General features: G+C 68.6%; 19 protein-coding genes. 12 read left to right on the top strand and 7 right to left on the bottom strand.

Going from position 1 to position 17,887, the window contains the following annotated elements; all coding sequences use genetic code 11:
- Positions 1 to 9: 9 nt before the first annotated feature.
- A complete protein-coding gene (locus tag AC3B6C_RS08350; RefSeq protein ID WP_488375658.1) occupies positions 10 to 1,020 on the bottom strand; it encodes a hypothetical protein in 1,011 nt (336 codons plus the stop codon).
- Between the two features lie 291 nt (positions 1,021 to 1,311).
- Between AC3B6C_RS08350 and AC3B6C_RS08355 the strand changes: the two genes are divergently transcribed.
- The 3 genes from AC3B6C_RS08355 (at position 1,312) to AC3B6C_RS08365 (ending at position 3,791) form a co-directional block, all read left to right on the top strand.
- The gene (locus tag AC3B6C_RS08355) at positions 1,312 to 1,887 is read left to right on the top strand and encodes a helix-turn-helix transcriptional regulator (RefSeq protein WP_014924902.1); all 576 of its coding nucleotides are present in this window, start codon (positions 1,312 to 1,314) and stop codon (positions 1,885 to 1,887) included.
- A 125-nt stretch (positions 1,888 to 2,012) separates the two neighbouring features.
- On the top strand, positions 2,013 to 2,525 hold the full coding sequence (locus AC3B6C_RS08360; RefSeq protein WP_035717958.1) for a hypothetical protein: 513 nt from the start codon (positions 2,013 to 2,015) through the stop codon (positions 2,523 to 2,525).
- 87 nt (positions 2,526 to 2,612) lie between these two features.
- On the top strand, positions 2,613 to 3,791 hold the full coding sequence (locus AC3B6C_RS08365) for an MAB_1171c family putative transporter (RefSeq protein WP_488376238.1): 1,179 nt from the start codon (positions 2,613 to 2,615) through the stop codon (positions 3,789 to 3,791).
- A gap of 36 nt (positions 3,792 to 3,827) precedes the next feature.
- Here AC3B6C_RS08365 and AC3B6C_RS08370 read toward each other — a convergent pair whose 3' ends face one another.
- The 3 genes from AC3B6C_RS08370 to AC3B6C_RS08380 all read right to left on the bottom strand — a co-directional run bounded on the left by AC3B6C_RS08370 (position 3,828) and on the right by AC3B6C_RS08380 (position 6,092).
- Entirely contained in the window at positions 3,828 to 4,589 is a 762-nt protein-coding gene (locus AC3B6C_RS08370; RefSeq protein WP_044507485.1) for an SDR family NAD(P)-dependent oxidoreductase, read from the bottom strand.
- A 136-nt stretch (positions 4,590 to 4,725) separates the two neighbouring features.
- Entirely contained in the window at positions 4,726 to 5,421 is a 696-nt protein-coding gene (locus AC3B6C_RS08375) for a TMEM165/GDT1 family protein (protein ID WP_488375659.1), read from the bottom strand.
- A gap of 149 nt (positions 5,422 to 5,570) precedes the next feature.
- Positions 5,571 to 6,092, bottom strand: a complete 522-nt coding sequence (locus AC3B6C_RS08380; protein WP_014924907.1) for a hypothetical protein — start codon at positions 6,090 to 6,092, stop codon at positions 5,571 to 5,573.
- A gap of 215 nt (positions 6,093 to 6,307) precedes the next feature.
- Here AC3B6C_RS08380 and AC3B6C_RS08385 point away from each other — a divergent pair, with 215 nt between their 5' ends.
- Entirely contained in the window at positions 6,308 to 8,455 is a 2,148-nt protein-coding gene (locus AC3B6C_RS08385) for an ABC transporter ATP-binding protein (protein ID WP_010843984.1), read from the top strand.
- On the top strand, positions 8,452 to 9,204 hold the full coding sequence (locus tag AC3B6C_RS08390; RefSeq protein ID WP_488375660.1) for an energy-coupling factor transporter transmembrane component T family protein: 753 nt from the start codon (positions 8,452 to 8,454) through the stop codon (positions 9,202 to 9,204). The genes AC3B6C_RS08385 and AC3B6C_RS08390 overlap by 4 nt, the downstream gene beginning before the upstream one ends.
- 286 nt (positions 9,205 to 9,490) lie before the next feature.
- On the opposite strand, the gene AC3B6C_RS08395 is transcribed toward AC3B6C_RS08390, so the two are convergent.
- The gene (locus AC3B6C_RS08395) at positions 9,491 to 10,120 is read right to left on the bottom strand and encodes a superoxide dismutase (RefSeq protein WP_010843982.1); all 630 of its coding nucleotides are present in this window, start codon (positions 10,118 to 10,120) and stop codon (positions 9,491 to 9,493) included.
- Between the two features lie 217 nt (positions 10,121 to 10,337).
- Positions 10,338 to 10,520 (bottom strand): hypothetical protein, encoded by a 183-nt coding sequence (locus AC3B6C_RS08400; RefSeq protein WP_055477220.1) that lies wholly within the window; start codon positions 10,518 to 10,520, stop codon positions 10,338 to 10,340.
- A gap of 145 nt (positions 10,521 to 10,665) precedes the next feature.
- Here AC3B6C_RS08400 and msrA point away from each other — a divergent pair, with 145 nt between their 5' ends.
- Positions 10,666 to 11,376: a peptide-methionine (S)-S-oxide reductase MsrA gene (gene msrA / locus AC3B6C_RS08405; protein WP_488375661.1), complete on the top strand. Its 711-nt coding sequence runs from the start codon at positions 10,666 to 10,668 to the stop codon at positions 11,374 to 11,376.
- Positions 11,377 to 11,427: 51 nt separating this feature from the next.
- A complete protein-coding gene (locus AC3B6C_RS08410) occupies positions 11,428 to 12,504 on the top strand; it encodes a winged helix DNA-binding domain-containing protein (RefSeq protein WP_010843979.1) in 1,077 nt (358 codons plus the stop codon).
- Between the two features lie 55 nt (positions 12,505 to 12,559).
- On the opposite strand, the gene AC3B6C_RS08415 is transcribed toward AC3B6C_RS08410, so the two are convergent.
- Positions 12,560 to 13,309 carry a VOC family protein gene (locus AC3B6C_RS08415; protein WP_010843978.1) on the bottom strand — a complete coding sequence of 250 codons (750 nt, stop codon included), beginning with the start codon at positions 13,307 to 13,309 and terminating at the stop codon, positions 12,560 to 12,562.
- A gap of 96 nt (positions 13,310 to 13,405) precedes the next feature.
- On the opposite strand from AC3B6C_RS08415, the gene AC3B6C_RS08420 reads away from it, so the two are divergent.
- The 5 genes from AC3B6C_RS08420 to AC3B6C_RS08440 all read left to right on the top strand — a co-directional run bounded on the left by AC3B6C_RS08420 (position 13,406) and on the right by AC3B6C_RS08440 (position 17,838).
- The gene (locus AC3B6C_RS08420; protein WP_010843977.1) at positions 13,406 to 14,269 is read left to right on the top strand and encodes a S49 family peptidase; all 864 of its coding nucleotides are present in this window, start codon (positions 13,406 to 13,408) and stop codon (positions 14,267 to 14,269) included.
- Between the two features lie 393 nt (positions 14,270 to 14,662).
- On the top strand, positions 14,663 to 15,013 hold the full coding sequence (locus AC3B6C_RS08425) for a rhodanese-like domain-containing protein (protein WP_010843976.1): 351 nt from the start codon (positions 14,663 to 14,665) through the stop codon (positions 15,011 to 15,013).
- Between the two features lie 77 nt (positions 15,014 to 15,090).
- Complete coding sequence (locus tag AC3B6C_RS08430; protein WP_488375662.1) at positions 15,091 to 16,053, top strand: DUF4328 domain-containing protein; 963 nt, start codon at positions 15,091 to 15,093, stop codon at positions 16,051 to 16,053.
- On the top strand, positions 16,050 to 16,859 hold the full coding sequence (locus tag AC3B6C_RS08435) for a glycerophosphodiester phosphodiesterase family protein (protein WP_014924915.1): 810 nt from the start codon (positions 16,050 to 16,052) through the stop codon (positions 16,857 to 16,859). The genes AC3B6C_RS08430 and AC3B6C_RS08435 overlap by 4 nt, the downstream gene beginning before the upstream one ends.
- Positions 16,860 to 16,914: 55 nt before the next feature.
- Positions 16,915 to 17,838 carry a DUF5926 family protein gene (locus AC3B6C_RS08440; RefSeq protein WP_010843973.1) on the top strand — a complete coding sequence of 308 codons (924 nt, stop codon included), beginning with the start codon at positions 16,915 to 16,917 and terminating at the stop codon, positions 17,836 to 17,838.
- The last annotated feature ends 49 nt before the right edge of the window (positions 17,839 to 17,887 follow it).

Consider the following 17,887-nt stretch of genomic DNA (forward strand, 5'->3'; position numbering starts at 1 on the left):
GGGAACGACTCAGGGACGCATCGACCGTAACGAGTCGAGGAACGACCCGCTGCCGAACAGGGCGACGGCACCCAGCAGGAGCAGCGCGCCCGGCGCCACCCCGAGGACGAACTTCCGCACCGACGTCAACGTCGAACCATCCGAAGTGCCGGTCGACGCCTGAGGTGGACCCGCCGGCGGTTCCTGCGCACCGGCGACCGTCTGCGAATCGTCGGTGTCGTCGGATTCCGCGTCGGGAGAAGGGCGGTCGGCCCTCGACTCGCCCGCCGGACCCGAGGACGGAGGCGTTCCGGACGACCCCGCGGACCCGCCGCCGCTCGGTGGCGCAACCGACGGCACGTCGCCGCTCGCGGGCCCGGATTCCGCGGGTGCCCCTGCTGGATCGGACCCGCCCTCGTCGTCGTCGGAGGTCGGCGTGGCGGCCTCCGGCTCGCGGGTGCGGCTGACGGTGACGCCGCCCTCGCCGTCGCTCCCGGACGAGGTCTGCGGCTCGGTGCTCGTGGGGTCCGGATCGTCGGTCGTCGTTGTTGTCGTCGTGTCGCTGGTCTCGGTCGTTTCGCTGGTCTCGCTGGTCTCGGTCGTCTCGCTGGTCTCGGTCGTCTCGGTCGTCTCGGTCGTCTCGGTGGTCTCCGTCGTCGGGTCCGATGTGCCGGTCGTCGGCGTCGGTCCGCACTCGCATCCCGAGGGGAACGACGGCAACGAGGGCTCGTCGGTGTCTTCGGGATCGGTGGTCTCGGGATCATCCGTGGTCGCCGAGCCGCCGGGTTCGTCGGTGTCGGTGGAGTCCTCGTCGTCGGTGGCGTCGACGTCGGTGTCCGCATCGGTGTCCGTGTCGGTGTCGGCATCCGTGTCGGCGGAACCGGCCGAGTCGGAGCCGGACGCGCCGGGGTCCGATGGCGCGGGCGACGCGACACCGGGCGCCAGAGCGATGAAGGCGATCGCGGCGATGACGACCAAGAGGACGGCGAGGCCGCGTGGCCTGCTGCCGGCATTGGGGCCGGAAGGGAGACGGTGGGTCATGGCGTCAGGCGTACAGTCGATGGGGACAGAGAACGCCGCCGACACCGCGGGGCAGACCGCCGCCCGCTCCGGGTCGGAGCCAGATGTTCACCCGCCGGATCCGTGTCGGCAACCCATGACCCCCAAGAATGTGAAGAACGCCACACTATCGATCGTTACACCATCTTCACAGGTGATACGCGCCGAGTGCGGCGGTCCGGTACTTTCTGATCGTACCGATCGTTGCAATGGCCGTGTACAGCGGGCTTTAATGCTTGCAAATTCAAATTTTGCATTTCGGAGAAGAGTGTCATGACTTCAGGAGGGGCGGAGAAGCCTATGGGCGACACCGGACGCACTGACACCGATCGTTCGAAGACCACGGACACGGATGCTCTCGACCCCGGGCTCTTCGCCCGGCGGCTCGAAGAGCTGTTCCGCACTGTTCCGGGGCCGAACGGCCGGGCGTACAGCGCGAAAGCGATCGCGGCACGATCGACCGAACGGGGATTCCGGCTGGGCGAGTCGTATCTGAGCCAGTTGCGATCGGGGAAGGCCAAGTCCCCGTCGTTCCGCACGGTCGAGGGCATCGCGGCCGCTTTCGGGGTCGACGTGCACTATTTCCTCGAGGATCGGGCGGCGCAGCGCACCCGCGACGAGATCGACCTGATGCGGTTGCAGGCCGACACGAACGTCCAACTGGCGGCATTCCGTCTGGCCGGGCTGTCGAGTGACTCGGTCACGGTGGTCAACGAGCTGATCAAGGTGCTGCGTGAGCAGCAGGGCCTGCCCAAGGACCCGCCGGACGTCATCGCGGCCGGCCTGAGTGACAGCAAGCCGTCGGCCGATTCGCGCCTGCGCGTCGTCGGGGACAACAGCGACGACTGACCGCGACCGAGGCGTTCGCGGAGCCTGATCAGTCCGGACCGAGGGGTGTCGGCCCGGACAGGCCCGAGAGGTCGATCGCCGTGGGTGGGTCGCGGCGCCGACGGCGCTCGTGCTTCGATGAGGCCATGCGTCGATCAGAGCGCGCATTGCGTGCATTGTGCCGCACCACGTTGAAGGGGCTGGATCTCGATCTGCCCCTCGACGTCACTCAACTGTGCGACCGATACGGCGAGCGTCGCGGCCGGCCGATCCGGCTGATCGCGCATCCCTTGCCCGCCGGTGTGCCCAACGGCATCTGGTTGGCTGCCTCCGACGCGGACTACTTCTTCCACCAGGCCGAGACGTCCCGGCTGCACCGCGACCAGATCGTCATCCACGAGTTCGGACATCTGGTCGCCGGCCACCAGGTCCTGGGGGAGGCTTCGGCCCAGGGCATCGCCGCTCTGAGCCAGGACGAGTCCTCGGCCGCGCTCCGGCGCACGTGCTATTCCGACGACGCCGAGTGGGAAGCCGAGATGCTGGCGTCGTTGATCCTCGGCTGGGCCGAGGACGCCAGCACCGGCGTCGGGAGCACCGCCGCGCACGACGAACTGCGCGGCCTGCAGCGACTGCTCGGCGGCCACCGGGGATGGTTGTGACATGCCGGCCGGTTGCGACCGCGGTGAGAATGTGAGTCCCTGTTGGGCGTGATCACTGTCGCGGGCGGGGGCCCGACGGTCCATCCGGTGTCGTGGGACGTCCCTGCATCCGAGGTCCAGGCGTCGTCGGTCGATCTGGCGTCGGGTGTGGACGTAGGGATCGGCGCGGTCAATGCGGTCGCCGCGGTCGTCTTCGCCTTCGCGTTCTGCTGGCGTCTCGATCAGATCCGGCGCGCCGGGTGGGGGCTGCAGCCGTTGGCGATGATGGTTGCCGTCGCGGCGCTGACCCTTGCGTTCGTCGTCGTCGACGACTCGGTTGCCGACGTGCTGAACGAGGTCGGGTTCGCCGGCCTGTCCAGGGTGGCGTTCTACGCACTCCTCGCGATCGGGGTCGCGGCGCTCGTGGTGGTGTTCTTCTTCCCCGGACAGGTCACGCGCGAACGTCGGGCCGGGTGGGAGGCGTTGCCGCTCGTGATGGCCCTCGTCGGTCTGCAGGTGACCATGCTGGTCATCCCGGTGGAGATCCGCACCGCGACGATCGACGAATGGACCGTTCAGAACTGGGGTTTCGCGCTCTTCATGCTGATCGCCAGCGGCTACCTGACCTACGGTTTCATCGCGTGCGTCAACAGTGTCCGCAAGTTCTACGCCACGGCGGACGGCTATCTCCGTGTGTCTCTTGGTCTTTTGATGACCGGCCTGACGTGTCTTGCGATCGGCGCCGTCTGCCAGGTCGTGTTCGTGGTCGTGTCCGCGACGAATGTCGTTCGGTCCCCGTGGCTTCTGACGACGAACCGGGTCGTCGCCGTCGTCGGTGTCGTCGCGTTCCTGATGGGGATCAGCTACCCGATGGTCTACGCGCGGATACAGACGGTCGCCGCCAACCGGCGCCGTCGACGGCTCGACACCGAACTGCTGCCCCTGTGGCGACTGGTGACCGACGCGGTCCCGGAAGTGGTGCTACCCGACGCCGGGCGACTGGCGCCGACCACACGTCTGCATCGGCGCGTCGTCGAGACCCGGGACGCGTTGACCCAGTTGAGTCCTCGGATTCCGGCGGTGTTCTCCTATGCCGAACCGGAGGTGCAGGCGCGGCTGTTGCGCGCTGCCGTCGCCGAGCACGATCCGCGGGACGGCACCGGCGGCGCCGTCCGAGACCTGGCCCCGGCAGAGGGCGACGGACTCGAGGCCGACGCCGCTCCACTGGTCAGGCTGGCCCGCGCAGTGGTGGCGCAGCGGGATGTCGAGGAACCGGCCGACCGGTGATCGGCCGGCCGGCTCCTGCGCGACGGGGTCGCCAGGTCACCTCGGGGCCATGCGGATGGCACCGTCCATGCGGATGGTCTCGCCGTTGAGGTAGTTGTGCGTGACGATGAACTCGGCGAGCTGTGCGTACTCGTCGGGCTCCCCGAGACGCTGCGGGAACGGGATGGCCTCGGCCAGGGTCTTCTGGAACTCGGGGGTCACGCCCGCCAGCATGGGGGTGCTGATGGTCCCGGGGGCGATGGTGCAGACGCGCACACCGATGCGCGCGAGGTCGCGTGCTGCCGAGATGGTCATCGCATGCACGCCGCCCTTCGACGCCGCGTAGGCGATCTGGCCGATCTGACCCTCGAACGCCGCCACCGATGCGGTGTTGATGATGACGCCGCGCTGGCCGTCGCCGTCGATGGTGGATTCCTCCTGCATGCGGTTGGCGGCCAGCCGCATGACGTTGAAGGTGCCGATCAGGTTGATGTCGATGACCTTGCGGAAGAGGTCGAGTTCGTGGGGGCCGTTCTTGCCGAGAATCCGTGCGGCCCAGCCGACGCCCGCACAGTTCACCGCGACGCGCAACGGCGCCCCGGATTCGGCGATGGTGTCGATGGCGGCCTGGACCTGAGCCTCGTCGGTGACGTCGGCGGCGATCAGCGTGACACCGTCGGTGGGCGCGGCCTTGTCGATAGAGGCCTGCAGGTCGAGACCGAAGACCTGGGCGCCGGCCGCGGCGAAACGCCGTGCGGTGGCGGCGCCGAGGCCCGAAGCCCCGCCGGTGACCAGTACGGAAGCGCCTGAAACGTCCATGTGTGAGTGATCCTTTCGCGGTACCCGACCCGTTCTCCTGCCGGCCGCGTCACCGTCGTCGGCGACGCCGCTCCGGCTCATGCTGCAGTTTCACGATAGTCAGGTGCCGTGAAGGACCCTCGATCAGCCCTCGGTTCTACCGAACGAGCGCTCGGGCGCGTTCCTGGACGCGGAGGCGGTTCTCGCGGCGGATCAACACCACGCCCACTCCGGTGATGACCACGACAGCGCTGAGGGTGCCGGCGATCACGGGTACCGACGCACCGATCAGCCCGTCCGCGATCAGCCATGTCGCGAAGGCGAAGAACAGTACGGCCGCTCCGATGGCGATGACGCGCTCGGGGAGGTGGCGACCCAGCAGGACGCCCACCCCGATGGCGAGGGCGTCGGCGGCGACCATGCCGAGCGTGGACCCGATCCAGACCCCCAGCCAGTCGTTGTCGGTGGCGAGTGTGATGGTCGCGAGCATGGTCTTGTCGCCGAGTTCGGCGAGGAAGAACGCCGACATGACCGCGAAGAACACCGAGGCGCCGACGCGGGTCGCCCGGCTGGACTCCTCGTCGTCGAGCCGGTCGCCCCGCAGGGTCCACAGGCCGAAGATCAGCATGGCGAGTCCGGCGAGGATCGTCAGGAGTGCGGTGGGGATGGACAGTCCGAGGAAATGGCCGAAGAAGACCGAGACCGCGTGCACCGCGGTGGTGGCCACGGTGATCGCGAGGAGGACGACCCACCAGCGGTAGCGCAGGGCATAGGTCATCGCCATCAGCTGTGACTTGTCCCCGAGTTCGGCGACGAAGATCACGCCGAAGCTCAGGAGCAGGGCAGCAATCACGGACGCCAGGTTAGTCAGCCCGAACTCGCCGGTGCAACTCGTCGAATGCCCGTATTTCCGCAGGTAGGGGCATCAAAATCAAATGTTCGGGTGCCCGTGATCGAACGCTCTGGCGGCCCGTCGAAACGCCTTCGGGGAGCCTCGGCGCCCTACGCTGCGAGAAGCATCGCGAGCACCGCGGTGTCGGGGTCGGCGTTGGGGTCGATCCCCACCTGATTGCGGAGGTTCACCACGGTCCCGTCGGCTTCCGCCTCGGCCCAGCCCGCCCGGTGCTCGAGCCCGAGTTCGGGGAGACCGGGCAGCAGCACGCACCCGGAGGCGACCTGTGAGCACTCGGGCAGCGACGGGCGCGTCTGCGAGGGCGGATGCAGCATGACCAGAGCCGGCGGATTGTTCAGGAACCTGCCCGCCTCGACGAAGCTGTCGTCGACGACGTTGCCGATCGCGACCATCATGCCGACGGCGTCCGCCTCACCCTGTTCGGGACGCTGCTCGACCACGCCGAAGATCGTCGTCGTCGACAGGAAACCCGGCCGGCAGGCGATCCGGACCGAGGCCACGAGTGTCTGCGTCCACTCGAGCGTCGACTCCGGCCAGCGGCCGGAGATGAGAATCCCGTTCAGGGTGCCCTCCTGCTGGAACGGGGTGAGACCGATCGGAATCGACTGCATCATGTCCTCCTCCGGCCCGGGCGAGACCTCGCCGATGATCCACGGACTGGGGACCGATGACCGACCCGGGTGAAAAGACCATCCACCCGCAGCGAGACGCCGACAACTCGAATCACCGTGTTGTGATGGATCTTTAACATGCGAACGACCGACAGCCCCGGCTCGGGGGCGCTGTCCCCGCCGGTCGGGACGACGACACCAGGCACACTGGACCGGTGAAGAACTCGCCCCCGCTGCGTCCGATGGAGTTCGCGTCCGTCGCGATCTTCGGCGGACTGACCGTCGCGGCGGTTGTCATCGCGTCGGTCATCCCGCTGGCCCAGGCGGCCGGACTGCTCGCCCCGGTGCCGCTCGCACTCATCGCGGCGCGCACCCGGCCGCGGGCCCTCGTCACCGCCACCGTGGCCACCACCGCGGTCGCGTTCGCGATGGCGGGGACCGGCGCGATGGCGACCGTCCTGGGTTCCGCGCTGGTCGGAGGGCTCGTCGGAGACATCAAGCGCCGGGGCCGGGGGATCGGCGTCCTGGGTGTCGCGACACTCGTGGCGTCGCCGTTGCTCGGCGGGATCTCCGTGCTGATCCTGCTCGTGCTGGTGCCCCTGCGCGAGCTGACGATCGAGGCCATGACCAACTCCATCCACGGTGTCGCGAAGTGGCTGCACGGATGGGGCCCGACCGGGGGCGTCGCCGATGGGCTCGACACCATGAGCCGGAGCATCGCCGACCATTGGTGGGTGTGGGTCTGGGTGTCGGGGACCGTGGGCACCGCGATCTCGCTCGTCGTCGCGTGGTGGATTCTCGGTTCCGTCATCGGGCGGTTGCGAGATGTGCCGAGTGAGGACACTCTCGACGCCGTCCCGTCGGGGTCTGCTCCGGCCGCGTCCGCCGGTGCGCCCCACGATTCGGGCATCGCGCCGCTCCCCGTGGTCTTCGACCACGTCGGATTCGCGTACTCGCCCGAGGCCCGCCCGGTGCTGCACGGTATCGACCTGCGGATCGATCCCGGTGAGTTCGTCGCCGTCGTCGGCGCCAATGGGTCCGGGAAGTCGACGCTGGCCAAGATCATCGCCGGCCGGCCCGCGACGACGGGTACGGTCCACCGGCCGGGCCTGCCGGGTCTGGGTGCGCAGGGCGGGACCGCTCTCGTCCTGCAGCGTCCCGAGATCCAGATGCTGGGTTCTCGCGTCGCCGACGACGTCGTGTGGGGTCTGCCGCCCGGCGTCGACGTCGATGTCGAGGCGCTGCTCGCCGAGGTCGGACTCGCCGGCCTCGGTGACCGGGAGACCACGGACCTGTCGGGCGGCCAGCAGCAGCGGCTGGCGATCGCCGGCGCGCTCGCGCGGGACCCGCAACTCCTCATCGCCGACGAGGTGACCTCGATGGTCGACCCGGAGGGTCGGGGACAACTGCTGGCGTTGCTCGCCGGTCTGCCGGCGCGCCGTGGGATCGCCGTCGTCCTGGTCACCCATCGCGGCAGCGAGGCCGCGGCGGCCGATCGGGTGATCCATCTGGACTCCGGGCGCCTGGTGCCGCACGCGCCGGACTGGATGCCGAGTCCCGACGCCGACCTGGCTGCGCCGGCGCAGGCGATGCGCCCGTCGCTGCCGCCCGCGCCGACCTCGCGGATCGGTGGGCCGCTACTCGTTCTCGACCAGGTGGGGTACGCCCATCTGCCGGGCTCGCCGTGGGAGGTCGTCGCGCTGCAGGACATCTCGCTGACCGTCTACCGCGGCGAGGGGTTGCTGATCGTCGGCGGCAACGGGTCGGGCAAGACGACCCTCGCGTGGATCATGGCCGGACTGCTCCCACCGGGGACCGGAACGTGCCGTCTGCTGGATACCCACGAAAAGATCAATCCCGGAACAGGTTTCGACGCCGGAACGCCGATGACCGAGCGTGTCGGCGCGGTTGGGCTAGGTTTCCAGCACGCACGACTGCAGCTGCAGAAGGTCACCGTCGCCGACGAGATCATGGCGGCCGGCGGCGAGAAGGTGGGCACCGCCGAGGTTGCCCGCGTGCTCGAACTCGTCGGGCTGCCACGTCAGATGGCGATCACCAAGGTCGACGCGCTGTCGGGCGGGCAGATGCGACGTGTCGTGCTCGCGGGCCTCATCGCGCGTCACCCCGATCTCCTCGTCCTGGACGAGCCGCTGGCCGGTCTCGATCCGCCGGCCCGCGAGGAGATCGTCGCCCTGCTGGCCCGATTGCGGGCCGAGGGCATGACGATCGTGATCATCTCCCACGACTTCGAATCCCTGGAGTCGGTGTGTACGCGACGGGTCCGGCTCGTCGACGGCCGGCTGCTACCCGATTCGCAGCACATGATCGACCAGGCGACCGGCTGGGACGGAGGAATCCGATGACGATGCGTACCGTCCCCCTGCGGCAGGTGCCGGGCAACTCGTTCGTGCACCGGCTGTGGGCGGGGACCAAGCTCGTGATCGTGCTGATCCTCGGGATCATGACCTGGGTGCTGCCGTCGTGGCCGGCGCTCGGGATGGTCGCCGCGGTGGTCGTGATCACCGCGCTCGTGGCGGGAATCCCGTTGGGCGCCATACCGCGTCCGCCGTGGTGGTTCTGGGGACTGATCGGGATCGGCGTCGCGTTCAATGTGTCGTTCGCCGGCATTCCCGGTGCCCTGGTGTTCCTGCGTGCGATCACGCTTGCCCTCGTCCTCGTCGCCAGTTCGATCCTCGTCATCTGGACCACCCCGATGGCAGATGTGGCGCCCGCGCTGGCGCGGCTGATGCGCCCGCTGCGGTGGCTCCGGCTGCCCGTCGACGAGTGGGCGGTGGCGATCGCGTTGTGCCTCAGGGGTCTTCCGCTGCTGATCGAGGAGTTGCGCATGTTGCGCGCGGCGCATCGCCTGCGTCCCACCACCAGGGGACGCAGCGATCATCCGTCGGCGGAGATGGGGATCATGGACCTGATCACGGCGGCGATGTCCTCGGCGCTCCGACGCAGCGCCGAGATGTCCGAGGCGATCACCGCCCGCGGCGGCACCGGCCGGCTTACCGCCCACCACGCCGGTCCCGGACGCGCAGATGTGCTGGCGCTCAGCATCATCGTGGTGGCATGCGCCGTGGCGATAGTGGTGACGCTCATCCTGTGATCGGTACCGGCCCCTCCGCTCCCTGATCCGAAAGAATCACACATCCACTGCGCCCTAATCCGAAAGAACCGCATAACCCCTGGTCCCTGAGGTGCGAGGAGCGCTAGCGACGAGCCACGAAGGGTCTGGTGAGTTGCCTTGCGAGACCCTTCGTGACGCGCCCTCCGCAAGCTCCGGACGCTCCTCAGGGAGCAGGGCGGGCCAGTTGGTCTGCGGTAGATCAGACGAACAACGGCGCCGGTCACCCGAAGGTGACCGGCGCCGTTGATGTTCGGCGAACCGGGGATCAGGCCGGGACGACCAGGCCGCTGCCCTGGCTCTTCGCCCGAGCGAGACGCTCGTTGGCGTCGGCCCAGTTCACGACGTTCCACCACGCCTTGACGTAGTCCGGCTTGACGTTCTGGTAGTCGAGGTAGAAGGCGTGCTCCCACATGTCGAGCATGACGACCGGGATGATGGCGGCGGGGATGTTGCCGCTCTGGTCGGTCAGCTGCAGGATGACGAGCTTGCCGCCGATGGTGTCGTAGCCCAGGATCGCCCAGCCCGACCCCTGCAGGGTGGTGGCCGCGGCGGTGAAGTGTGCCTTGAACTTGTCGAAGCCACCGAACTGCTCGGTGAGGGCGGCCGCGAGGTCGCCGTCGGGCTCGCCGCCGCCGTTGGGCGACAGGTTCTTCCAGAAGATGGAGTGGTTGGTGTGACCGCCCAGGTGGAACGACAGCGTGGCGGACAGTCCGTAGACCTTGCCGGCGATGCTGTCGTCGTCGCGGGCCGCGGCCAGCTTCTCCAGGGTGTCGTTGGCGCCCTTGACGTAGGTGGCGTGGTGCTTGCTGTGGTGGAGCTCCATGATCCTGCCGGAGATGTGCGGTTCCAGTGCCGCGTAGTCGTAATCGAGATCCGGCAAGGTGTAATCAGCCACGATGTTCCTCTCTGAGGTGCTACTCGTTTTCCCTGTCCACGCATGGGTCCGACGACTCGGCCGGGCGCCACGCGGATGGTTCCACCCTTCCGCAGAGCATGGGTGATTGCAACAAGCGCGACCCAAGAAACATCAAGTGCGGTTGAGATTTCAACGCGAATCGGTGACGACGAGCGAAGGGAGCAGCGGCGTCTGGGCCGCGTCGAGTCCGCGGCGCTCAGATCAGGATGAGCAGAACGAAGACCGCTACGAGCGCGAGGATGGTCAGGGCGCTTGTGCGGCAACTCCTCGCCACGTCGTAGTTGGCGCGCGGAGCGGTACGCCCGACCCCTGGGGCGCGTCGGAGATCTCCGGTCGCGTGCGTCGCCATCGTCGCCTTTCGTTCCGTGATCGGCTGCACATCCCTCCCGTCGAGAAACCGGGATGACGTGGACGTGATCGGTATCACAATGTCACGGATGTGATCGCCATCATAGGCAGACTCGGACGATCAGCTCAACTCGTCGTCTCGTTGATGCGGCCTCTCCCGCGCGTAGACTTGGCGCATGTCTTGGCTCGACCAGCTCTTCGCCGCCGGCTCACGCAAACAGGATCTCGTCGCCGCAGACGCCGCCCTGCCCGGCCGCAGCTCCGAGATCACGGTCCCCGGCGAGCACCTGATCCTCGGCACCCCGATGCGTGGCCGGCCCGAGTCCGACGGCACGTACGTGCACGGCATCGGGGGATTCGACGACGGTCTTGCCGCGATCGTGCTGGCCGGTGGCTGTTTCTGGGGCATCGAGGAGATCTTCTGGCAGGTCCCCGGCGTCCACACCACCGCGGTCGGCTACGCGGGCGGGTACACGCCCAACCCGACCTACGAGGAGACGTGCACCGCCCGGACCGGACACACCGAGTCCACGCTGGTGGTCTTCGATCCGGCCGTCACCGATCTCGAGGGCCTGCTGAAGATCTTCTGGGAGTCGCACGACCCGACGCAGGAGATGCGTCAGGGCAACGACATCGGAACGCAGTACCGGTCGGCGGTGTACGCCCTGACCGACGAGGACCTGGCCACCGTCCGGAAGACCGCCGCGACGTTCCAGACCGCACTCGATGCCGCCGGCGAGGGCGCGATCGCCACCGAGATCAAACCGCTCGCGGAGGCAGGCGACGGGCAGTTCTACTACGCCGAGGATCACCACCAGCAGTACCTCGCCAAGAATCCCCACGGGTACCGCTGCCACGCCGCGACCGGCGTCGTCTACCCGGGCTGACACCGCGGTGCCCGGCCGAGTCGTCCGACTCCATGCTCGACGAGACGTGCGGTGACCGAAGAGATCTCGTTGCGCCAGTGGAATCGCACCCTGCTGCAACGCCAGCACCTGCTCGACCGGGTCGCCGAGGACGCGATCGAGGTACTGGACCGCTGCGTCGGCCTGCAGTCGCAGGACCCGCGTGCGGCGTTCTTCGGATTGTGGTCGCGCATCGAGGATTTCGATCCCCTCGAGCTGGACGAGCTGCTCACCGACCGTGAGGTCGTGCGGATGGCGTTGCTGCGGTCGACGATCTTCCTCATCGACGCCGAGGACGCACGCTGGATTCGCCCGCTCGCCGATCCGACGCTGCGACGCGAGCTGACCGACATCCACGCGCCGAAACTGGTGGATGCCGATCCGGCGGGAGTTCTCGCGTCCGCCGAGGAGCTCCTCGCCGGCCGGGAACTCACCGGCGCCGAACTCGGGAGAGAACTGGCCACCCGCCATCCCGCCGAGAACCCGTCGACACTCACCGCCATCGCCCGCTGCGGCCTGCCGCTGGTCCAGGTTCCCCCGCGCGGGCTGTGGCGGGGTCGGGGCGGACCGACCTACCGGATCTTCGCCGAGTGGGCCGGGCCCGGCGAGCCGGCCGTCGTCGACGACGATGCCCGGGCCGACCTGATCCGGTTGTATCTGCGCGGGTTCGGACCGGCGACCGTGAAGTCCATCCAGACCTGGTCCGGGCTCACCCGGCTGCGCCCCCTCGTCGAAAAGCTGGAAGCCGATTGGGAACTCGTCCGGCTCGCCGGGCCGAACGGTGAGGTGCTCTACGACCTCGACGGTCTGGCACTCGCCGACCCGGACACGCCGGCACCTGTCCGGCTCATCGCCCCGTTCGATCACGTGATCGGCGTTCAGGCCGACCGGGCCCGGGTCGCCGAGCCGGAGATGTTCCGGCGCACGGTGACCGCCAACGGCCGGTCGCCCGGTTTCCTCTTCGTCGACGGATTCCTCGCCGGCACATGGTCTCTCGACGCAGAAGAGATTCCGGTCGTGGAGTTCTTGCGTCCGGTGACCGCCGCTGAACGCGGCGAGGTCGACGTCGAGGTCGACCGGCTCCGCGAGTTCACGGCCGGTACCCGGTGACCGGGACGCCGGGTCACCTGCGGATGCCGACTGCGAACCGAAGCGGGTCCGCGACTCAGTCACCGGTGCGCGGGTTCCGTGAGGTGATGCAGTAGGGGCGACCGACCGGATCCGCCATCGTCGTCCAGTGCGGATAGTGCTCGATCACGCGGGCGCCCCAGTCCTCGTGCCGGGCGACCTCGTCGGCGACGGAGTTGGTGGCGATGTCGAGGTGGGCGGTCGCCGGCCCGTCGTCCTGCGGCTCATCCTGCCTGCGCTGCAACAGGATTCCGAGGGTCACCGCCGGGTCGCGCCGCAGCGCGATCAGTTCGGGTCGATTCCGCGATCTGGTCGGCCAGCCGGTCAATCGGGTCCAGAACCCGACCTCGGCGTCGAACATGTCGGCGGGGATGTCGATGCACAGCTGGTCGATGATGCTGATCGCATCACCGGGCCATCGGATGGGGCGCGACCGCTTCGTCTCGCCTTCCCACGGGACGAGGCAGAACACGAACCCAGCGGGCGATCGAAGTGTGAGGTGGGTGCCGGCGTCGTTGACGAGCGTGGCGCCGAGTGCGAGGGCCTCCGCGGTGGCGGTGTGCGGGTCGTCGGTGTGGATGTCGAGATGGACTCCGCCCGGGCCGTCGTCGATCCGCTGGACCCGCAGGTGCGGGTCGCCGTAGAACGGTTCCAGCGACGCGAACTCTCGATGCTCACCCCGTGGCGGGGAGACGGTACTGCCCGAGATCGCGCGCCAGAAGGTCACCTCGCTGCCGAACACCCCGGCGGGGAAATCGAGGAATGCGCTGAGCCACCGCACCTGCACCCGGCAGATTGTACGGTGCGCCGGACGCCGCAGAGTGTCGCGGCGCGTGCGAACGGGTACGGACGCTCGACCGCCCAGATCGTTAGACTCGGGCAGATGACTGTCGGACCGCTGGGAGCGGTGGGGAAGAAATTCTCGAAAGCGCGGACCGAACAGGTCGCGGTCGTCCGTCTCGACGGCCCGATCGGGATCACCGGCATGGGCAAGCACGGCGTCAACACCGAATCGGTCGAGCCGGTCCTGAAGAAGGCCTTCGCCACCGAGCGTCTGCGGGCCGTCGTGGTCGTCGTCAATTCACCGGGCGGCTCACCGGCGCAGTCGGAGTACATCGCCGAGCGCATCCGTCAGCTCTCCGCGGAGAAGGGCGTGCCGGTGCTCGCATTCTGCGAGGACGTCGCGGCCTCCGGCGGGTACTGGATCGCGTGTGCCGCCGACGAGATCTTCGCCGCGCACACCTCCCTCGTGGGATCGATCGGCGTCGTGTCGTCGGGTTTCGGTTTCTCGGCGGTGCTCGACCGGTTCGGTGTCCAGCGCAGGCTCTACACGACCGGTGAGAACAAGGCCCGGCTCGACACCTTCTCGCCCGAGCAGGCCGAGGACGTCGAATGGCTCAAGGGGCTCCAGGGGCAGTTGCACGAGGCGTTCATCGCGTGGGTGAGGCAGCGTCGCGGCAAGAAGCTGATCGCGTCCGACGAGGAACTCTTCAACGGCGACGTGTGGATCGGCAGCCGTGCCGCCGAACTCGGCGTCGTCGACGGCATCGGCGTGATGCGCTCGGTCGTGGCCGAGCGGTATCCCGATGCCGAGATCACCGTCGTGGAGACCCCCAAGCCGCTCCTGATGCGGTTGGTGGGAAGCCAGACGTCGGTCGCCGGATTCGCGGAGAGTGTGACGACCGGAGTTCTGGCGGCGTTCGATCGCGCACCGTCGCTGCGTATGTCGCTCCTGCACCGGGACTGAAACCTGCCGGCGAGGGTTTTCACACGGTTTTACTTGTGTATTGTCCCCAAGTTATCCACAGGGCTGTTCAGTGAAGTGGAACTTCAGGTCGTCTCGACCGCTGCACTGACGTGAATTTCCTACGCGCACATTCGATCAATCAAGTGACCGCTGTCACAAGTAGATAACCGTTGGCCTGCGTTTTTCCACAATTCCACAGTCTCATCCCCAACTAGACGGTCAGTCTGCGACCCGGGGACAAACGTCCAGAACGTGCATGTGGATAAGTTTATGTAGGTCAACATAGTGACCGTGCGACGCCGAACCGAGGGGTGGTGGCGGCGGCGCGCGGGCGCCCTGGTGGACAGCTGGCGTCGCACCTGGCCGTCTCTGTGCCACCATGGAAAAGTGACCATGGGCGACATCACTCAGGTTCCGGTGACCGATCTTCCGGACGACTTCACCGGGCGGACCGACGCGGTCATGCTCGACGTCCGCGAGGACGACGAATGGGCGTCCGGCCATATCCGGGGCGCCGTGCACATCCCGCTGGCCGAGGTCCCGGGGCGCCTCGACGAACTCGACCCCGATCACGACCTCTACGTGGTCTGTCATTCCAGCGGCCGGTCGATGCGCGTCCTGCAGTACCTCGCCCAGGTGGGTTACGACGGCATCTGCGTCCGCGGTGGCATGCTCGCCTGGCAGGAGCACGGCAAGCCCGTCGAGTTCGGCGATACGCGATCCGAGGGCGACGCCGGCCGATGATCGACCTGTGCCCGCGGTGTCGAATCCAGGCGCCGCATCGTCCCGGACGTGAACACTGTCCACGTTGTGGTGGACCGTTGAGCGTCGTCGACGATGCCGCTCGCGCGATGGCCGTCCGCCAGGGGTCGTCGGCGCGATCCTCGGCCCCCGGTGTCGCGATGCGCCCCTCACCGATCCCGCCTCGTGCCGGCTCGGCCCCGATGCCCGCCGGGCGGCTCTACCGCAGCCGCAACGTGCGATGGGTGGCCCGCCGCCCACCCGAGGCCATACCCGCCCGCCGCGGCGCGTCGGGCCGCCGCGGTCCCCGACTGATCCCTCGCTACGTCTACATACCCACCTGGGGTCTGCACGACGAACCGGCCGAGACCGACACCGCGCACCGCAAGCTCGAGAGTTCCCGGGCCCGGCTGGGACTCGCGCTGGTGCTCACCGGTTCCGCGCTGACCGCGTCGGCGCTGGTCCATCTCGTCCGCTACATCCTGCTGGTGGTCAACCGCGACCGTCCGCTTCCCGAGTTTTTCATCGTGGCGTCGGACTGGCTCACCGTCTTCGTCGGGGTCGTGGCATTTCTCGGATTCGTGCTCGCCACGCTGGCTTTCATGCGGTGGGTCCTGGAACTGCGCGCCGACACCTATGCGTCGGCGGGTCTTGCGGACCCGCGCCGCCCCGGCTGGGCCGCGGCGCTGTCCGGACTGCCGTTGATCAACCTGATCGGCGCCCCACTGGTGTTGCAGGAAGTCGCCACGCACCGCGTCGGCCAGGATCCCTCGCTCGACGCCGATCTCGTGGGCCGACGACTGCGCAAGCTCTGGGTCGCCTGGGTGCTTGTCAACGTGGCGGCCGCGGCGGCGATCGTCGCCAGGCTCGTCGCGTGGCGTTCGGACTCCCTGCAGACCGGAGCGAATGCGCTGGCGATGGTGATCGTCAGCGCGGCGATCTCCGCGGCCTTCGCCTTCTGGATGGCACGCCGGGTGCGGACACTGTTCGAAGCCGCCGAGGCGGCCCCGGTCCCGACGAGACGGTGGGTGGCGGTCGGATGAACTCAGGGGTGAATGTGGGCGCGGCCGAGAAGGTCTCGCGCTCGGGCAAGCCGGCGGTGGTGGCGCACCGCGGAGCGTCGGGTGACTGCCCGGAGCACACCCTGGCCGCGTACGAACTCGCCCTTGCGCAGGGAGCGGACGGACTCGAATGCGACGTCCGGCTGACCGCCGATCACGAGCTCGTGTGCGTGCACGACCGGACCGTCGACCGCACGTCGAACGGCACGGGCATCGTCAGCGAGATGACGCTCGCCGAGCTGCGCGAACTCGACTTCGGCAGCTGGCACGCGTCGGGCGGGCCGGCGTCGATCCTGACGCTGCGCGAGTTGCTGACCCTGACCCTGGACTGGCGTCGTCCCGTCCGGCTGTTCATCGAGACCAAGCATCCGGTGCGTTTCGGCAGTCTCGTCGAGCAGAAGCTCCTCGAGATGCTGCACGAGTTCGGGGTGGCGACCCCACCCTCGGCCGATCACAGCCGAGCCGTGGTCATCTCGTTCTCCTCCGCGGGGGTCTGGCGTATCCGACGCCACGCCCCCATGCTGCCGACGATCCTGCTCGGCGACACCGCCCGGGTTCTCGGCGGCGGTGCCGCGACCGCGGTCGGAGCGACGGGCATCGGGCCGTCGGTGATGACCCTGCGGCAGTACCCCGATCTCGTCGACCGCGCCGCCGCAGCCGGTCGGGTCACCTACTGCTGGACGGTCGACGAACAGGTCGACGTCCAGCTCTGCGCCGATCTGGGTGTGCGGTGGCTGGCCACCAATCATCCGGCGAAGGTGCGCGACTGGCTGGTCACGGTCGACTGAGCTGCGGCGTGCACGACCGTGTCGGGCGCCGCGGGCCGCGTGAGAGAGTGGACCGATGGGCAAGAAGAGCAAACGGGGCAGTGGACCACGTCCGGGAAGCAATCGTGCGGAGCGCGTAGCGGCACGTAAGGCGCGGCAGGCGGCAGCTCTGGCGCCGCCGCCCCGGCCGTTCGCCGGGTTCGCGTCCGAGTGCGACTTCGTCGCGCTGCGGACCTTCGTCGCCTCGGCGACCGCGCGACTGGAACTCGTCGAACCGGCCGGTTCGCGCAACGACGTCTCGATAGTGACGATCCTGCCGGGTGCGGTGCCCGCCCTCGCGCGCGACGTCGACGGCGCCACAGAAGGTTTCGTCGGTCTGCAGACCGACCCGGATCGAACGGCGCTGACGGTCGAACTGGCCGCCGCCATCGCGTGGGCGGCGCACGCCGACGCGGGCAGCGAGTTCGATCTGGAGTCCGCCGACGAGGCCCCGACCCTCGACGAGGTCGTGAAACCCGATGCCACCCTGGACATCACGGTCCACCAGGATTTCGGCTGGTGGTTCGTGGAGGGTACCGATGTCCCCGCCGAGATCACCGCGATGTTCGAGCGCGCCAACGAGTCGGTGCTGCCGACCGCGCGGCTCGTGGTCGACAGCGGCGCGGGTGCACCCTGGTGGGTCGACGCCGGCGAGCGGGCCCACCTGCGCTGGATTCGGCCCGAGCCGGAGGACGACCTGATGTCGGCGATGGCACGGCTGCACGCCGCCGGACGGCTGACGGTCGGCGAGGGGTCGCGGTTCGCCGGGTCGTTCCGCACCCACGGACTGCTCGTACCGGTCTTCGACCTCGACAACGAGATGCACCACGAGGAGTGGTACGCCGGTCTGAACCAGTTCGACCAGTGGCTCGGCGAGGCACTCGCCGACACCTCACCGCTGACGATCGAGCAGCGCAGCTCGCGCGACGGCATCCGCGGTCGTCAGGTCACCTTGCGCTGACACCCCCCCTCTGCTCCCTGAGGTGTGAGGAGTGTCGACGTCGCCGCCT

It is taken from the genome of Gordonia sp. 11cp, assembly GCF_057767225.1.

Bases quoted from the DNA above. Each gene is read 5' to 3' on its own strand.
- AC3B6C_RS08350 (WP_488375658.1), bottom strand. From the start codon at position 1,020: ATGACCCACCGTCTCCCTTCCGGCCCCAATGCCGGCAGCAGGCCACGC.
- AC3B6C_RS08355 (WP_014924902.1), top strand. From the start codon at position 1,312: ATGACTTCAGGAGGGGCGGAGAAGCCTATGGGCGACACCGGACGCACT.
- AC3B6C_RS08360 (WP_035717958.1), top strand. From the start codon at position 2,013: ATGCGTCGATCAGAGCGCGCATTGCGTGCATTGTGCCGCACCACGTTG.
- AC3B6C_RS08370 (WP_044507485.1), bottom strand. From the start codon at position 4,589: ATGGACGTTTCAGGCGCTTCCGTACTGGTCACCGGCGGGGCTTCGGGC.
- AC3B6C_RS08380 (WP_014924907.1), bottom strand. From the start codon at position 6,092: ATGCAGTCGATTCCGATCGGTCTCACCCCGTTCCAGCAGGAGGGCACC.
- AC3B6C_RS08390 (WP_488375660.1), top strand. From the start codon at position 8,452: ATGACGATGCGTACCGTCCCCCTGCGGCAGGTGCCGGGCAACTCGTTC.
- msrA (WP_488375661.1), top strand. From the start codon at position 10,666: ATGTCTTGGCTCGACCAGCTCTTCGCCGCCGGCTCACGCAAACAGGAT.
- AC3B6C_RS08420 (WP_010843977.1), top strand. From the start codon at position 13,406: ATGACTGTCGGACCGCTGGGAGCGGTGGGGAAGAAATTCTCGAAAGCG.
- AC3B6C_RS08425 (WP_010843976.1), top strand. From the start codon at position 14,663: ATGGGCGACATCACTCAGGTTCCGGTGACCGATCTTCCGGACGACTTC.
- AC3B6C_RS08435 (WP_014924915.1), top strand. From the start codon at position 16,050: ATGAACTCAGGGGTGAATGTGGGCGCGGCCGAGAAGGTCTCGCGCTCG.
- AC3B6C_RS08440 (WP_010843973.1), top strand. From the start codon at position 16,915: ATGGGCAAGAAGAGCAAACGGGGCAGTGGACCACGTCCGGGAAGCAAT.